Below are 15,255 nucleotides of genomic sequence, written 5' to 3'. Positions count from 1 at the left end.
TCGTCAGGACTCGACGGCCCGCGCTTTGCCCTCTTCGAAGAAATCGAGCAGGGCGGCGGCGTTGTTCACCTCCTCGCGCGAGCGCAGTGCGCCGAACGAGGCATTCCAGAATTCGCCGGTGCGCGGCGTCCACGGGCCGACATAGGCGTACGGACCCGGATGCGCCGAATCACCCGGTGACACACCGTAATTGACCTCATTGACAGTGCTGGAGAGATCGAAATGCTCCGGCCACAGCACCGGAATGACATCGGGCGCCGTGCAGCGCAGTGTCGAATCCCCGAGCGCGAGCCAGTCCGCGATGAGCCCCGCCGCCTCCGAATCGACAGCGAGCTGATCGCCGGGGTCGACTCCGGTGGTATCGGCGTAGACATTGGCCGGTGCCTCGGGTTCGAAGCCCGCGGCGGCGGCGACCTTGTCGAAGGTGCCCGCGAGCGCGACCCGGCCCTCCGGCCACACCAAATCGGTGCCGACCACCGACACCGGCCACTGCGCACCGCCGAAACCACCGTGCACCACCCGTAGCCGGATGGTCCCGAAGCGCCGATATTGTGGGCCCGCGATCAACAACTCCCCCACCGCGTGCAGTGCGAGCCGGGTGTCCCGATACGTGATGTCGTCCACCCGGAAATCATCGCCGCTGCGGGCCGCCCGCGCTGGCCAATCGCACCAGCGGAATCAGAACGGATGGGCGATGACCAACAGCACCTCGGCGGGCTTGATGCGGATTCATTGCTGTCGCCTATTATCAAGATGTTGTCGAGGGAAGGACACTGCCGTGGAATTCCAAGTACCGGTCATCGATATCTCGTCATATGTCGGCGATGGCTCCGCAGCCGAACGCCGGGCGGTTGCCCGCGCGATCGACGCCGCCGCGAGCACCGTCGGCTTCATGCAGATCACCGGCCACGCCATCCCAGAACCGGTGCTCGACGACTTCGCGGCCGCACTCGACAGCTTCTTCGACCTCGAACCGGTGACCAAACAGGGCTATCGCACCCCGCCCGAGATCAATCGCGGCTACTCACCGCCCAAAAGCGAGAGCCTCAGCCTGAGCCTCGGCGGCGCGTACGCCACCCGCATGAACGATTATTTCGAGGCATTCAATGTGGGCATCTCCGCGGCCGCCTATCCGGAGGTCGAGTTGTCCGCGAGCGACTACGCCGAGAATCTGTGGCCGACAGAGATTCCCGGCTTCCGCGCACCCGTGGAGACCTACTTCGCGCACGCCGCCCGCATCGCACGAACCCTCACCACCATCTTCGCCGACGCCCTCGAACTGCCGCCCGGCTACTTCACCAGGTTCACCGACCATTCCCTCGACGTCCTGCGGATGAACAACTACGCGCTCCCGCCGGGCACCGTGGATCTCGACGACGAACTCACCGGAATGGGCGAACACACCGACTACGGCATCGTCACCGTCTTGTGGGCGGACCGGGTCCCCGGTCTCCAGGTCGCCGGCGCCGATAACCGTTGGCACGACGTGCAACCCGCCGACAACGCCCTGCTGGTCAATCTCGGCGACGTGATGGCGCGCTGGACCAACGAACGCTGGCTCTCCACCCTGCACCGCGTCATGCCGCCGATCACCGACGGAACCATCCGAAGACGCCGCAGCGCGGCCTTTTTCCACGACGGCAATCCGGACGCCGTCATCGAAACACTCCCGTCCCGCCTCGGCGAGGGAAGTAAATACGCCCCGATCACCGTCGCCGAACACCTGCGCACGAAACTCGCCGGTTCCCGTGCCCTGCAACCCAATACCAATGCCACCCGCGAGGCGGCACGGGCCTTCGCCGCGGCGAGCACCCAACGCACTTCGGAGTGAGCGCCACTCACTTACGGAATTTCGTCTCCAGCTCGGCGAGCGTGGCCTGCAGATCTGCCGCGTCATTCGTCTTGAAGATGCCCTGGAATCCGGCTTCCGCACGGATGGCGGCCTCGACCTCGGGATCGTGGTAAAGCCTCACCAGCGCAAGCAGTTTCGGGTTGTCCCTGTCTTCGGCGCGAGCCGCGAAAATATTGACGTACTGCTTCAGTTCCGGGCGTTCCGGGTCGTCGGTGAAGATGGTCTCGTTGTTGGTGAGCCCCGCGGGACGAGCGAAGGTGTCGTCGACGAACGCTGCGTCGACACTCTCCAGAGATTGCGCGGTCAAGGTTGGATCGATGGTCTTCAGCGTCACCCGCGATGCATCGGTGTCCACATCCTCGATCTTCGAATCCCAGCTCGCACCGCCCTTCAGCACGATCAGTCCGGCGGCGGCCAAGCCGAGCAGCGGGCGAACCTGATTGGCCGGGTTATTGCTCAGGGTGATCTGGCCGCCCTTCGGGATCTCCGCCACCGACTTGTGCTTGCGCGAATACAGCGTGAGCGGGTAGATCTCGGTCGCGCCGATCGGCACCAGGGTGTCGTTGTTGCGGACGTTGTAGTTGGCCAGGTACCGCACGTGCTGGAACTTGTTGAGATCGATCCGGCGTTGTGCCAGTGCGGGATTCGGCTGATTATAGTCGGTGAAGTTGACGAATTCGACGGCAATGCCCTGTTCGGCGGCCTTCTTCTTGTAGACATCCCAATGCGGCAGCGAGATGTCGTTCACGCCGATGCGCACGACATCGTCATGATGCTCCCGACCACACGCGACCCCACCAGCGGCCAGGGTAAGAAGCAGGGAAATCACCAGAACACGGCGCAGCAATTGCATTGCTGGCAACCTAGACGCTCGTCCAACTAGTTGCCAGGGTTTCGCTCAGCACAATCCAAACCGTTGCCCGACCCCCGGGCGCATCGCTTGGATTATCGGGTTCATATTGCGACAAGCATTCGGGAGCACGAGTGAAATTCCATCGGGTACTGGCGATCCCGGTCCTGGTAGCCACCGCGGCCCTCACCCTGACGGCGTGCGGCGACAACAAGGCTTCCGCCGACAACGTAGTGCGCATCGGCACCACCGACAAGGACCACGCCTGGGACGTCTTCGAGGAGAAGGCGAAGGCTCAGGGTATCAACCTGCGGATCACCAACTTCTCCGACTACAAGCAGCCGAATCTCGCACTGTCGCAAAAGCAGATCGATCTCAATCTGTTCCAGCATCTGCAGTTCCTCGGCGCCTACAACGTGGCCAACAACGACACCCTGACGCCGATCGCCTCGACCTATATCGTGCCGCTCGGGCTCTACTCCAAGAAGCACAAGTCGCTCACGGATGTGCCGCAGGGCGCCGAGATCGCGATTCCCAACGATCCGACCAATCAGGCACGGGCGCTGTTCGTCCTGCAAGCTGCTGGTTTGCTGAAGCTCTCCGGTGACAGCAAGGCGCCGACACCCGCCGATATCGATAAGGGCGCGTCCAAGGTCAAGGTGACCCCGGTCGACGCGGCGCAGACCGCGCTCTCGCTGGCCTCGGTCGACGGATCGATCATCAACAACACCTTCCTCGATCGTTCCGGCATCGACCCGAATTCGGCTCTCTACAAGGATGATCCGAAGAATCCGGCGGCCGAGCCGTACATCAATGTCGTGGTGTCCAGGGCCGAGGACAAGAATAACGAGCTGTATCAGAAGGTGGCCCAGCTCTGGCACGATCCGGAGGTTCAGCAGGCGCACGCCGAAGTCACCAAGAACACCGCGGTCGAAGTAAAGCGCAGCGGTCCAGAACTGGAGCAGATCCTGGCCAGGGTGCAGCAGACCGTCAAAGACGGCAAGTGAGCGGGCAAGCCGTCTCTGCGGTCGAATTCCGGTCGGTCACAAAGATTTTCGGCAAGGGCGCGGATGGGCAGGTCGCGCTCGACGATATCGACCTGCGCATCGAACGGGGCGAGATCTTCGGTGTGATCGGCTATTCCGGCGCGGGCAAGAGCACGCTGGTCCGGCTGATCAACGCCCTGGAGAAGCCGACCACCGGCACCATCGAAGTCGCCGGGACGCCCGTCACGGGTGTGCGGGAGGCCGAGGTCCGCCGCATCCGCCGGGATATCGGCATGGTCTTCCAGCAGTTCAACCTGTTCCGATCGCGAACGGCCGCAGGCAATATCGAATATCCGCTCAGGGTCGCGGGCTGGAAGCGTGCTGAACGCAAAGCACGGGTGAAGGAGTTGCTCGAGTTCGTCGGGCTCGCCGACAAGGCCCGCAGCTATCCGGATCAGCTCTCGGGCGGTCAGAAGCAGCGGGTCGGCATCGCACGGGCACTGGCGACATCGCCGTCACTGCTGCTCGCCGATGAATCGACCTCGGCGCTGGACCCGGAGACCACCGGTGAGGTGCTGCGGCTGCTGAAGAAGATCAATCGCGAACTCGGCGTCACCATTGTGGTGATCACGCACGAGATGGATGTGATCCGCGCGGTGGCCGATCGGGTCGCGGTGCTCGCCGAAGGCAAGATCGTCGAATTGGCCAGTACCTTCGAGGTTTTCGCGACCCCGCAAGCGGCGCCGACACAGTCGTTCGTCGAGACCGTGCTGCGCAATCGGCCCGACGCCGAAGAACTGCGGCGACTCGGTGAGATGCACGGTGGACGGTTGGTCACCGTGGATGTCGACGACAAACGTGGGATCGGAGCGGCACTGGCCGTCGCCGCGCAGGCGGGTGTCGAGTTCGAGGTGGTGTACGGCGGAGTGAGCACGTTGCAGGACAAGACGTTCGGCAGCGTGACTCTGGCATTGCACGGTTCGGATGACGATGTGGACAAGGTGGTCGAAGAACTCGATCACCGCGTCGGCTGAAAGGGCTGGCAGTGCATACGGATTGGGACAAACTCCGGCCGGTACTGACCGAGGCCGTCGGCACCACCATCTATCTGGTGCTGCTCACCTTCGTGGTCGGCGGATTGATCGGGCTGTTCCTCGGCACCGCCCTCTACACCACCCGCAAAGGCGGACTGCTGGCCAATGCGCCGATCAATGTGCTGCTCAATGTGTTGGTGAATGTGGTCCGGCCGATTCCGTTCATCATTCTGCTCGCGGCACTCGGTCCGGTCACCCTGGAAGTGGTCGGGACGACGATCGGTACGGAGGCCGCTGCCTTCGTCATGATCGTGGCGGCATCCTTCGGTATCGCTCGCATAGTGGAACAGAATCTGGTCACGGTGGATCCGGGCGTCATCGAGGCGGCCAGGGCGGTCGGCGCCGGGCCGCTGCGGATCATTCTGACACTGCTGATCCCGGAAGCGTTGGGGCCCTTGGTGCTCGGCTACACCTTCGTGGTGATCGCCATTGTCGATATGTCCGCCATGGCGGGCACGGTCGGCGGCGGAGGGCTCGGTGATTTCGCGCTGGTCTACGGATACCAGCGCTTCGACTGGCAGGTCACCCTGGTCGCGACGTTGATCATTGTCGTCGGTGTGCAGGGGATTCAGTTTCTGGGCAATTTCATTGCCCGAAAGGTGCTGCGCCGCTGATCCACCGGCGCGGCCACAGCCAGGTGCGCTCTCGACGCCGATCACGTCGAGAGCGCACTCGGTTTTCCGTCAGCCCGCGTTCGCGGTGCACTGCGAATCGACGATGCGCGGTTCGCGCGGCGCCGAACTGCCGAAGTTCAGCAGCGGCGGCGGTGCGGTCGGCCCGGCATTGGCGATCGCCTGCTGCTCGGCCTCGGCCCGTGTCGGCGCCCAGGCCCAGCCCAGGTGATCATCGCCATTGCGGGCCACGGCGGCGCACGCGTTGGCGAACTGCACGATGACGTGGCAGCTGGACAGTCCGCACTGCTGCACCGCGGCACGGTCCGAATCCGCCCAGTTCGAGTAGTTGTATGCCCATCCGAGGGTCGCGTCGCCGCGCGACGAGACCGAAATCGCCAATGAGCCGTAGAGGCCATCGTCCGCCTGTGCGGTGCCTGCACCGGCGGCGACGAACGCACCCGCGGACGCGGCCACCAGACCCATGGCAGCCTTGGACGATAGTGACATGTGTTGCGCTCCCCAGTTCCGAAAATAGCTTCGGATCGAAATCCTGACCGTTCCGATCCGAATTGTCCAAATCTTTGTATCACCAGAGCTGGACAACCCGTCGGTCAGCGATCCCCCAGCGCCATACCTCCTCGTGCCGCCAAGGCTGACGAGCCCCACGGCGGCACCACATCCCGCCAGTCCGCCGGCCAATTCGCCAGCGCGACAACTATCATGATCACCAGATGAATCGGCGCCGAGGTGCCCTGCCAGAACGGCGCGTCATCGATGAGATGTGTGGTCACCGCACCCGTCAGCACCAACACCAGCATGGCCGCGCCCAAGAATCTGCTCTCCCGGCGCGGAAGCACCAGCAGCACAGCGGCGATCAACTCCAGCCCGCCGACCACGAACCGCATGTTCGGATGAAATCCCCACTCCGCGAACTTCTCCGAATAGGCGGGCCCGAAAAACGTAGACCCGGGCCAGAACTTGGTTGCGAAGCCGACGAAGAACTCGAATCCGAGAAACCAGTAGAGCCCGGTATGTACCCGCTCCGACCGCAAGCGTTGCGACATGTTTCCTCTTCCGCGCAGGTCATCCACCGCGATGCGGGGGCGACGGGCGTCCGCCCGCCACCGCTATGACCGGGCCCGGCCGGGAAATGTGACGACGGCCGCGAAACGCAGCGACCCCGACCGATGGTCGGGGTCGCTGCGAATGGGTTCGGGCGCGGCCGGATTCGTGGTGCTAGACGGTGAAACCGAGGGCGCGGAGTTGTTCGCGGCCGTCTTCGGTGATCTTGTCGGGGCCCCACGGGGGCATCCAGACCCAGTTGATCTTGAGGTCTTCGACCAGGCCGGAGCGGACCAGGGCGTTGCGGGACTGGTCCTCGATGACATCGGTCAGCGGGCACGCCGCCGAGGTGAGGGTCATATCGAGGGTGGCGATATTGGCCTGGTCGACGCTCATGCCGTAGACCAGGCCGAGGTCGACGACATTGATGCCGAGTTCGGGGTCGACGACGTCGCGCATCGCCTCCTCGATGTCCTCGAGTTGCTTGATGTCCTCGGCCGAAAGTTCGACCTGCTCGGTCGTTTCGGTGACTGGTGTCTCACTCATGCTGTTTTCCATTCGTGGAGATGTCGCTGCCCATGGTCCGCTTGGCCTCTTCCGCGGAGGATATCCGGATCACCGCATCCTTGAACGCCAGCCAGCCCAGCAGTGCGCATTTGACCCGTGCCGGGTACTTCGACACTCCGCTCAGCGCGATACCGTCGCCGATCATGTCCTCGTCGCCCTCGATGGTGCCGCGGCTGGAGATCATCTCGTTGTACGAGTCGACGACCTTGAGCGCCTGTTGCACCGGCAGCCCGATCACCTGATCGGTGAGGATCGAGGTGGCGGCCTGGCTGATCGAACAGCCCTGGCCGTCGTAGGACACATCGGCGACATCACCGTTGTCGTCGAGCTGGACGCGCAAGGTCACCTCGTCACCGCAGGTCGGGTTGACGTGGTGCACCTCGGCACCGAACGGCTCCCGCAGCCCGCGGTGATGCGGGTGCTTGTAGTGATCCAGGATCACTTCCTGGTACATCTGCTCCATGCGCATGTCTTATGCAACTCCGAAGAAGCTCTGGGCCTTCCGCACGGCGGCTACCAGCTGGTCTACCTCATCGAGGGTGTTGTAAACCGCGAAGGACGCACGGGCGGTGGCGGGCACGCCGAGACGACGCATCAGCGGCCAGGCGCAGTGGTGACCGACTCGCACGGCGACGCCCTCATCGTCGAGAATCTGCCCGACGTCATGGGCGTGGATGCCCTCGACCACGAACGACACCGCGCCGCCGCGATCGATATTCTCGGTCGGTCCGATGATCCGCACGCCCGCGATCGCCGCGAGGCCCTCCAGCGCCGCACCGGTGAGTGTGTGCTCATGCGCCGCAACGGCATCCATGCCGATCTGTTCGAGATACCGCACGGCCGCGCCCAATCCGACCACCTGCGAGGTCATCGGCACACCGGCCTCGAACCGCTGCGGCGGCGGCGCGTAGGTGCTGCCCTCCATGGTGACGGTCTCGATCATCGAGCCGCCGGTGATGAACGGCGGAGTCTCCTCGAGCAGCGCACGCCGCCCGTAGAGCACGCCGACACCGGACGGGCCGAGCATCTTGTGCCCGGAGAACGCGGCGAAGTCGACGCCGAGCTCACGAAAGTTCACCGCCATATGCGGCACCGACTGGCAGGCATCGAGCACGGTGAGCGCGCCGACTTCCTTTGCCCGGTGCACCAATTCGGCGACATCGCTGACCGCACCGGTCACATTCGACTGATGCGTGAACGCGACAACCTTGGTGGCGGAAGACAATTCGAGCGAGTCGAGGTCGATCCGGCCGTCGTCGGTGATGCCGTACCACTTCAGGGTCGCACCGGTCCGGCGGGCGAGCTCCTGCCAGGGCACCAGATTCGCGTGATGCTCGAGCTCGGTGATGACGATCTCGTCGCCCGGACCGACGTGGTACGGGAAGCGGCCATCGGAGAACGCGTACGTCACCAGATTGAGCGATTCGGTCGCATTCTTGGTGAATACGATCTCGTCCGCATCCACACCGACGAACCGGCCGATATCGGCGCGTGCACCCTCGTACGCGTCGGTGGCTTCCTCGGCCAGCTGGTGTGCACCGCGGTGTACGGCCGAATTGCGCTCGGTGAGGAATTCACGTTCGGCGTCGAGCACGGCGAGAGGACGTTGCGAGGTCGCGCCCGAGTCCAGGTACACCAACGGCTTCCCGTCCCGAACCGTGCGGCTCAGGATAGGGAAGTCGGCCCGGATCCGGGCGACATCGAGGGTGCGGACCGTGGCGGTCATATCAGGCTCCAGCGGTAGCGGACTGGGGGACGGCAGTCGGCGAAGCCGACGGGGTGGGTGAGGCTTGCGTGAAGCGGACGTAGCCGTTCGCATCGAGTTCCTCGGCCAGCTCGGCGCCGCCCTCGGCGACGATGCGGCCACCGACGAAGACGTGCACGAACTCGGGCTGGATGTAGCGCAGGATGCGGGTGTAGTGCGTGATCAGCAGGATGCCGCCGTTCTCGCGCTCCTTGTAGCGGTTGACGCCCTCGGAGACGATGCGCAGCGCGTCGACGTCCAGGCCGGAGTCGGTCTCGTCCAGGATGGCGATCTTCGGCTTGAGCAGACCCAGCTGCAGGATCTCATGGCGCTTCTTCTCACCACCGGAGAAACCCTCGTTCACGCTGCGCTCGGCGAAGGCGGCGTCGATTTCCAGCTCGTTCATCGACTCCTTCACCTCCTTGACCCAGGTGCGCAGCTTGGGGGCCTCGCCGCGGACCGCGGTGGCGGCGGTGCGCAGGAAGTTCGACATCGAGACACCGGAGACCTCGACCGGGTACTGCATGGCGAGGAACAGACCCGCGCGCGCCCGCTCGTCGACCGACATCGCGAGCACGTCCTCGCCGTCGAGGGTGATCGAACCGGAGGTCACCGTGTACTTCGGGTGCCCGGCGATCGCGTACGACAGCGTCGACTTGCCGGAGCCGTTCGGGCCCATGATCGCGTGCGTCTCACCGGATTTGATGGTGAGGTTCACGCCCTTGAGGATCTTGATGGGCTCGCCGGACTCGTCCGGGTTGGCGACCTCGACGTGCAGGTCCTTGATTTCCAGGGTGGTCATCGAATTCGGATTCCTTTGCGGGATAAGGGGTTCTGGGTCAGGCGCCGATGGCGGCGAGTTCGGCCTCGATGGCCGACTCGAGCCGCTCCCGGACCTCGGGGACCGCGATCTTCTGGATGATTTCGTGGAAGAAACCGCGTACTACCAGCCGGCGGGCGGCGTCCTCCGGAATGCCGCGAGCACGCAGGTAGAACAGCTGCTCGTCGTCGAAACGGCCGGTCGCACTCGCGTGGCCCGCGCCGACGATCTCACCGGTCTCGATCTCCAGGTTCGGCACCGAGTCGGCGCGCGCACCGTCGGTGAGCACCAGGTTGCGATTCACCTCGAAGGTGTCGGTGCCCTCGGCGGCGGCGCGGATGAGCACGTCACCGACCCACACCGTGCGGGCATCGCCCTTGGGCGAATGCGGATCACCTTGCAGCGCACCCTTGTACAGCACATTCGACTTGCAGTGCGGCACCGCGTGGTCGACCAGCAGACGCTGCTCGAAGTGCTGACCGGCGTCGGCGAAGTACAGGCCGAGCAGTTCGGCGTCGCCGCCGGGACCCGCGTAGCGGACATTGCCGGTGAGGCGCACCAGATCACCGCCGAGAGTGACCGAGGTGTGCCGCAGGGTGGCATCGCGCCCGAGCTCGGCGTGGTGCGCGGTGGCGTGCACGGCGTCGTCGGCCCAGTCCTGGATCGCGACGACGGTCAGCTTGGCGCTGTCACCGAGTACGAACTCGATATTCTCGGCGTAGGTTCCGCTGCCGCGCTGGTCGATGACCACGGTGGCGACGGCGAAGTTGCCGAGCCGGATCTGCAGGTGGCCGTAAGCGGTTTTACCCTCGCCGGGACCATCGACGGTAACAGTAACCGGTTCGGCGACTTCGGTTTCCGAACCGACCGTGATCACGGTCGCCTGCTCGAAGCCCGAGTACGCCTGGGCCGCAACACGATCCGACGGCACCCCGGCCGCGCCGAGGCGAGAGTCGGTGCGCGCCACCGTTTCCACGGTCACACCGGCGACCGGCGCGACCCCGACAGTGACTTGGCCGTCGCGCACGGCGGTACCGTCTTGCAGACCACGCAGGCGACGCATCGGGGTGAACCGCCAGGCCTCATCCTTCGCCGAGGGCACTTCGAAGGCGTTCACATCGAAGGAGGTGAACACCTCCCCCTTATTGCTCGGCGCATGCGTCGCGTCGGTAATGCGAGCCTCGGCGGCTTCGGCAACATTGTCCAGGGCTGCCATCAGCCGACGGCTCCTTCCATCTGCAGTTCGATCAGGCGGTTCAGCTCGAGCGCGTACTCCATCGGGAGTTCCTTGGCGATCGGCTCGACGAAGCCGCGCACCACCATCGCCATCGCCTCGTCCTCGGTGAGGCCGCGGCTCATCAGGTAGAACAGCTGGTCCTCGGACACCTTCGAGACCGTGGCCTCATGGCCCATGGTCACGTCGTCCTCGCGGATGTCGACGTAGGGGTAGGTGTCGGAGCGGCTGATCGTGTCGACGAGCAGCGCATCACATTTCACGGTCGACTTGGAACCGTGCGCGCCCTTGTTGACCTGGACCAGACCGCGGTAGGAGGCCCGGCCGCCACCGCGCGCCACCGACTTGCTGATGATGGTCGAGGAGGTGTGCGGCGCCAGGTGCAGCATCTTCGCCCCGGTGTCCTGGTGCTGACCCGCACCCGCGAACGCGACCGAGAGCACCTCGCCGCGCGCGTATTCGCCGGTCATCCACACGGCCGGGTACTTCATCGTGACCTTGGAGCCGATATTGCCGTCGACCCATTCCATCACCGCGCCCGCCTCGGCCTTGGCCCGCTTGGTGACCAGGTTGTAGACGTTGTTCGACCAGTTCTGGATGGTGGTGTAGCGGCAGCGTCCGCCCTTCTTCACGATGATCTCGACCACCGCGGAGTGCAGCGAATCGGACTTGTAGATCGGCGCGGTGCAGCCCTCGACGTAGTGCACGTAGGCACCCTCGTCGACGATGATCAGGGTCCGCTCGAACTGGCCCATATTCTCGGTGTTGATCCGGAAGTAGGCCTGCAACGGAATATCGACCTGCACGCCCGGCGGCACGTAGATGAACGAACCACCCGACCACACGGCGGTATTCAGCGCGGAGAACTTGTTGTCACCGGCCGGGATCACGGTGCCGAAGTACTGCTCGAAGATCTCCGGGTGCTCGCGCAGACCGGTGTCGGTGTCCAGGAAGATGACGCCCTGGGCCTCCAGATCCTCGCGGATCTGGTGGTAGACGACCTCGGATTCGTACTGCGCGGCGACACCGGCGACCAGGCGCTGCTTCTCCGCCTCCGGGATGCCGAGCTTGTCGTAGGTGTTCTTGATGTCCTCGGGCAGGTCTTCCCAGCTCTCGGCCTGCTTCTCGGTCGAGCGCACGAAGTACTTGATGTTGTCGAAGTCGATGCCGTCGAGGTTGGAGCCCCACTTCGGCATCGGCTTGCGATCGAAGATGCGCAGCGCCTTGAGCCGGTGCTCGAGCATCCACTCGGTCTCGTTCTTCTTGGCCGAGATGTCGCGGACGACAGCCTCGGACAGGCCTCGTTGCGCACTGGCACCGGCCACATCCGAATCGGCCCAGCCGTAACCGTATTTGCCCAGGGAAGCAATGGTTTCTTCCTGAGTGAGCGGTTGCACCTGGTCGGTGGTCGTCGTCATTCGGCACTCCTTCCGGAGTCGTTCGTACGTACCGCTGCGGGCTGTGCAGCGGTTTCAGGGGAAGCGTTGTCGGTGATAGGGAGAACGAACAGCGGCACATGGGTAGTGCACGCGCAGTCGCCGTTGGCGATCGTCGCAAGTCGCTGCACGTGGGTTCCGAGCAGGTCCCGGAAAGCCTCGAGTTCGGCCTCGCACAACTGCGGGAATTCCTCGGCGACGTGGGCCACCGGGCAGTGGTGCTGGCAGATCTGCACGCCCGCCCCGACCTTGCGGGTGGACGCGGCGAATCCGGCGTCGGTGAAGGCCTCGGCGATCTCGTCCGCCTTGGCGGTGGTGGTCTCGGGGGTGTGTTCGGCGACCGGTTCGATGCCCTCGACGATGGTCCGCGCCCGCTTGCGCGCGAAATCGGCAATGGCCTGCTCACCGCCGACCTCACCCAGCTGGCGAATGGCCGCACCGGCCAGATCGTCGTAGGCGTGGCCGAGCCGTCCCCGGCCGACGGCCGTCAGCTGATATTGCTTGGCGGGCCGGCCGCGACCCTTCTGCTGCCACGGCGCCGAGCGGCTGGCCCGCGCCTGACCGGATTCGATCAGCGCGTCCAGGTGCCGACGGACACCGGCCGGCGTCAGGCCGAGCTTGGTGCCGATCGCGGTCGCGGTGATCGGGCCCTCTTCGAGCAGCAGCTGGACCACGGCGGCGCGAGTATGTCCTTCACCGCCCGTGACCAGGGGCGCGGGCGCAGCAACGGACCCGGCACCGGTACGGCGACCGGCCCCTCGATCCTCGTCGTGCGGCAAACCCACGGTTTTCACAACACCAGTGTGACGGAATTCGTTCCCGGAATCTAATAAGGGTGCCCTGAGTTGAACGGCCCGATGACCTGCATGGGAGCGCTTTTCCGGCGGCGTTCGGATGCGACACGTTCGTTACCTGCGGCTCTCGTGCGACGACCGGCTCGAGTTCCCGACGAAAATACGAGTGCGATTTAGGCCACACGTCGGTGCCCAAAATCCGTCAGCGCACCGTGATCAGCTTCATCGACACCTGACAGTGGGCCCGGTTCGAACTTCCGCGGCCGCGCCTGTGCCTGGTCCGAACGTGCCCCGGGGTCGGTTCCGCGGGGCACCGGATACGCCGGTGGTATCGGCTACGCTGGCCGCGTGATGTCAGGCGAACACGGCGAACCAGGTGTCGAACGCAGCCGGTCGACCACCCTGATTCGCCTGCGTCGGACCGCGCCCATCAGCACCGCCGTCGCGCTGGGGCGTCGGATCATCGGTCTGGATGTCGCGCCCGACCACACCGTCGGCGACACCCTGCACATCAACGAACCCGAAGCCGCCGAACTCAACCCGCAAGAGACCGCACAACTGCGTCGCGTCCGTCTGTTGGGCGCGACGGGAGCGGTGATGATGGCCATCGGGGCGCTCGGGCTCGGCGCCCAGCCGACGCTGCAGAATCCGACCTACGGCAAGGCGATTCTCGGGCTGCCCGCGCGGGTGCACAATTCGGGACTGGCGACGACCATGGTCGGCACGGTCATCGTCATGCTGGCCTGGCTGCTGCTCGGCCGATTCGCACTCGGCTTGCAGTCCAACCGCATCCGCCGCATCAGCCGATCACAACTCGACCGCACGCTGCTGCTGTGGATCATTCCGCTGTCGGTCGCACCGCCGATGTTCAGTCAGGATGTCTATTCCTATCTGGCCCAGGGTGAGATCGCGGCGAGTGGACTCGATCCCTACGACGTCGGCCCGGTACAGGGGCTCGGCCAGGACCACATTCTGACGCGCAGCGTCCCCAATATCTGGCAGAATTCGCCCGCGCCCTACGGGCCCCTCTCGATTTGGCTTGGCAAGGGCATCGCCGAAATCGTCGGCGACAATATGCTCGCCGGAGTGCTGCTGCACCGAATGCTGGCGTTGCTCGGCGTGGCCTGCATCGTTTGGGCGCTGCCGCGACTGGCACAGCGCTGTCGAGTATCGCCGGTGGCCGCATTGTGGCTCGGCGCCGTGAACCCATTGGTGATATTCCACCTGGTATCCGGTGTGCACAACGAGGCCATGATGCTCGGCCTGATGCTGGTCGGGTTGGAATACTGCCTGGCGGCCCTCAGCAATATCGGACCGATGCGCGGCCACGCACTCGTACTGCTCTTATCGGGCACCACGCTGATTGCGCTGTCCGCCATGGTCAAGATTCCATCGATGCTGGCACTGGCATTCGTGTGGATGGCATTGAGCCGAAAATGGGGCGGCGATTGGCGTGCGGTGCTCAGATCCGCGCTATTCCTCGGTTGCGTCACCGGTACGGTCATGCTCGCGGTATGCCTGGGCAGCGGTCTCGGTTTCGGCTGGATAGACACCCTGACCATGGCCAACTCGGTGCGCAGCTGGATGTCGCTGCCCACCGCGCTCGGGGTAGTCACCGGATTCGGCGGCGTTCTACTGGGATTGGGCGACCACACCACCGCCCTGCTGAGCATCACCCGACCGATCGCGGCGGTCGCGGCCTCGCTGATCGTGGTGCGACTGATGGTGGCCACCTGGCGCGGGCGGCTGCATCCGGTCGGTGCGCTCGGCGTCGCCTTCGGCGCGGTCGTCCTGCTGTTCCCGGTGGTGCAGCCTTGGTATCTGCTCTGGGGCATCGTCCCGCTGGCGGCGTGGGCCAGCCGACCCGCCTTCCGGGTCCCGGCCACGATTGCCTCGGCGGCGATCAGCGTCATGCTCATGCCCTCCGGCAGCGAAATCCAGCCTTTCGTCCTTATCTATGCGGCCTGCATCACCATCCTCACCTGCACGCTGATGATCCTGGCCACCCGCAAGTCGCTGCCGTGGCGGCTGCACCACGTCGGCGCCGACACCGCGTCCACCGCGGCCGGTCCTTCCGGACCGCAGAGTTGACGAGGCAGGGGTGTCGTCCGGGTCACATCTGTCGACGGCTTACCGTGTGACACCGTGAGGGAGCGCAGCGAGCGAACAATGGGCACAGCACCCTTGGACGCGACGGAGCCG

The 15,255-nt window shown here is 65.0% G+C and carries 16 protein-coding genes; 5 read left to right on the top strand and 11 right to left on the bottom strand.

The genetic code is table 11. From position 1 onward, the window contains the following. Nucleotides 1-3 precede the first annotated feature (3 nt). Complete coding sequence (locus ACQPZ2_RS18015; RefSeq protein WP_433526590.1) at nt 4-624, bottom strand: hypothetical protein; 621 nt, start codon at nt 622-624, stop codon at nt 4-6. A 154-nt stretch (nt 625-778) separates the two neighbouring features. On the opposite strand from ACQPZ2_RS18015, the gene ACQPZ2_RS18010 reads away from it, so the two are divergent. Then, nucleotides 779-1,831, top strand: coding sequence for an isopenicillin N synthase family dioxygenase (locus tag ACQPZ2_RS18010; protein ID WP_433526589.1), 1,053 nt, complete (start codon nt 779-781; stop codon nt 1,829-1,831). A 7-nt stretch (nt 1,832-1,838) separates the two neighbouring features. Here ACQPZ2_RS18010 and ACQPZ2_RS18005 read toward each other — a convergent pair whose 3' ends face one another. Continuing rightward, nucleotides 1,839-2,705 (bottom strand): MetQ/NlpA family ABC transporter substrate-binding protein, encoded by an 867-nt coding sequence (locus ACQPZ2_RS18005; protein WP_433526588.1) that lies wholly within the window; start codon nt 2,703-2,705, stop codon nt 1,839-1,841. 131 nt (nt 2,706-2,836) lie between these two features. Here ACQPZ2_RS18005 and ACQPZ2_RS18000 point away from each other — a divergent pair, with 131 nt between their 5' ends. Genes ACQPZ2_RS18000 through ACQPZ2_RS17990 form a run of 3 tightly spaced genes read left to right on the top strand, consistent with a single transcriptional unit; the run spans nt 2,837 to nt 5,396 of the window. Beyond that, nucleotides 2,837-3,709, top strand: a complete 873-nt coding sequence (locus ACQPZ2_RS18000; RefSeq protein ID WP_433526587.1) for a MetQ/NlpA family ABC transporter substrate-binding protein — start codon at nt 2,837-2,839, stop codon at nt 3,707-3,709. Beyond that, the gene (locus ACQPZ2_RS17995) at nt 3,706-4,722 is read left to right on the top strand and encodes a methionine ABC transporter ATP-binding protein (protein ID WP_433526586.1); all 1,017 of its coding nucleotides are present in this window, start codon (nt 3,706-3,708) and stop codon (nt 4,720-4,722) included. The genes ACQPZ2_RS18000 and ACQPZ2_RS17995 overlap by 4 nt, the downstream gene beginning before the upstream one ends. A gap of 11 nt (nt 4,723-4,733) precedes the next feature. Continuing rightward, the gene (locus ACQPZ2_RS17990; protein ID WP_433526585.1) at nt 4,734-5,396 is read left to right on the top strand and encodes a methionine ABC transporter permease; all 663 of its coding nucleotides are present in this window, start codon (nt 4,734-4,736) and stop codon (nt 5,394-5,396) included. 69 nt (nt 5,397-5,465) lie between these two features. Here the strand turns inward: ACQPZ2_RS17990 and ACQPZ2_RS17985 are convergent, their stop codons facing one another. The 9 genes from ACQPZ2_RS17985 to ACQPZ2_RS17945 form a co-directional block, all read right to left on the bottom strand. After that, nucleotides 5,466-5,903, bottom strand: a complete 438-nt coding sequence (locus ACQPZ2_RS17985) for a DUF4189 domain-containing protein (protein ID WP_084508735.1) — start codon at nt 5,901-5,903, stop codon at nt 5,466-5,468. A gap of 104 nt (nt 5,904-6,007) precedes the next feature. Then, nucleotides 6,008-6,460, bottom strand: coding sequence for a DoxX family protein (locus ACQPZ2_RS17980; RefSeq protein WP_433526584.1), 453 nt, complete (start codon nt 6,458-6,460; stop codon nt 6,008-6,010). Between the two features lie 172 nt (nt 6,461-6,632). Further along, entirely contained in the window at nt 6,633-7,004 is a 372-nt protein-coding gene (locus ACQPZ2_RS17975; protein WP_433526583.1) for a metal-sulfur cluster assembly factor, read from the bottom strand. Continuing rightward, nucleotides 6,997-7,494 carry a Fe-S cluster assembly sulfur transfer protein SufU gene (gene sufU, locus ACQPZ2_RS17970; protein ID WP_433526582.1) on the bottom strand — a complete coding sequence of 166 codons (498 nt, stop codon included), beginning with the start codon at nt 7,492-7,494 and terminating at the stop codon, nt 6,997-6,999. Before sufU ends, ACQPZ2_RS17975 begins: the two co-directional genes overlap by 8 nt. Before the next feature lie 3 nt (nt 7,495-7,497). Continuing rightward, nucleotides 7,498-8,751, bottom strand: a complete 1,254-nt coding sequence (locus ACQPZ2_RS17965; protein ID WP_433526581.1) for a cysteine desulfurase — start codon at nt 8,749-8,751, stop codon at nt 7,498-7,500. Between the two features lies 1 nt (nt 8,752). After that, complete coding sequence (sufC, locus tag ACQPZ2_RS17960) at nt 8,753-9,571, bottom strand: Fe-S cluster assembly ATPase SufC (protein WP_433526580.1); 819 nt, start codon at nt 9,569-9,571, stop codon at nt 8,753-8,755. Nucleotides 9,572-9,608: 37 nt separating this feature from the next. After that, on the bottom strand, nt 9,609-10,805 hold the full coding sequence (sufD, locus tag ACQPZ2_RS17955; RefSeq protein WP_433526579.1) for a Fe-S cluster assembly protein SufD: 1,197 nt from the start codon (nt 10,803-10,805) through the stop codon (nt 9,609-9,611). Beyond that, nucleotides 10,805-12,241 carry a Fe-S cluster assembly protein SufB gene (gene sufB / locus ACQPZ2_RS17950; protein WP_433526578.1) on the bottom strand — a complete coding sequence of 479 codons (1,437 nt, stop codon included), beginning with the start codon at nt 12,239-12,241 and terminating at the stop codon, nt 10,805-10,807. The genes sufD and sufB overlap by 1 nt, the downstream gene beginning before the upstream one ends. Then, nucleotides 12,238-13,053 (bottom strand): helix-turn-helix transcriptional regulator, encoded by an 816-nt coding sequence (locus ACQPZ2_RS17945; protein ID WP_433526577.1) that lies wholly within the window; start codon nt 13,051-13,053, stop codon nt 12,238-12,240. The genes sufB and ACQPZ2_RS17945 overlap by 4 nt, the downstream gene beginning before the upstream one ends. A gap of 351 nt (nt 13,054-13,404) precedes the next feature. On the opposite strand from ACQPZ2_RS17945, the gene mptB reads away from it, so the two are divergent. Further along, nucleotides 13,405-15,144, top strand: a complete 1,740-nt coding sequence (mptB, locus tag ACQPZ2_RS17940; RefSeq protein WP_433527454.1) for a polyprenol phosphomannose-dependent alpha 1,6 mannosyltransferase MptB — start codon at nt 13,405-13,407, stop codon at nt 15,142-15,144. The last annotated feature ends 111 nt before the right edge of the window (nt 15,145-15,255 follow it).

This window comes from Nocardia pseudovaccinii, from assembly GCF_050942345.1.
Lineage (GTDB): Bacteria > Actinomycetota > Actinomycetes > Mycobacteriales > Mycobacteriaceae > Nocardia > Nocardia pseudovaccinii.
This window is presented reverse-complemented; position numbering and strand designations above follow the sequence as displayed.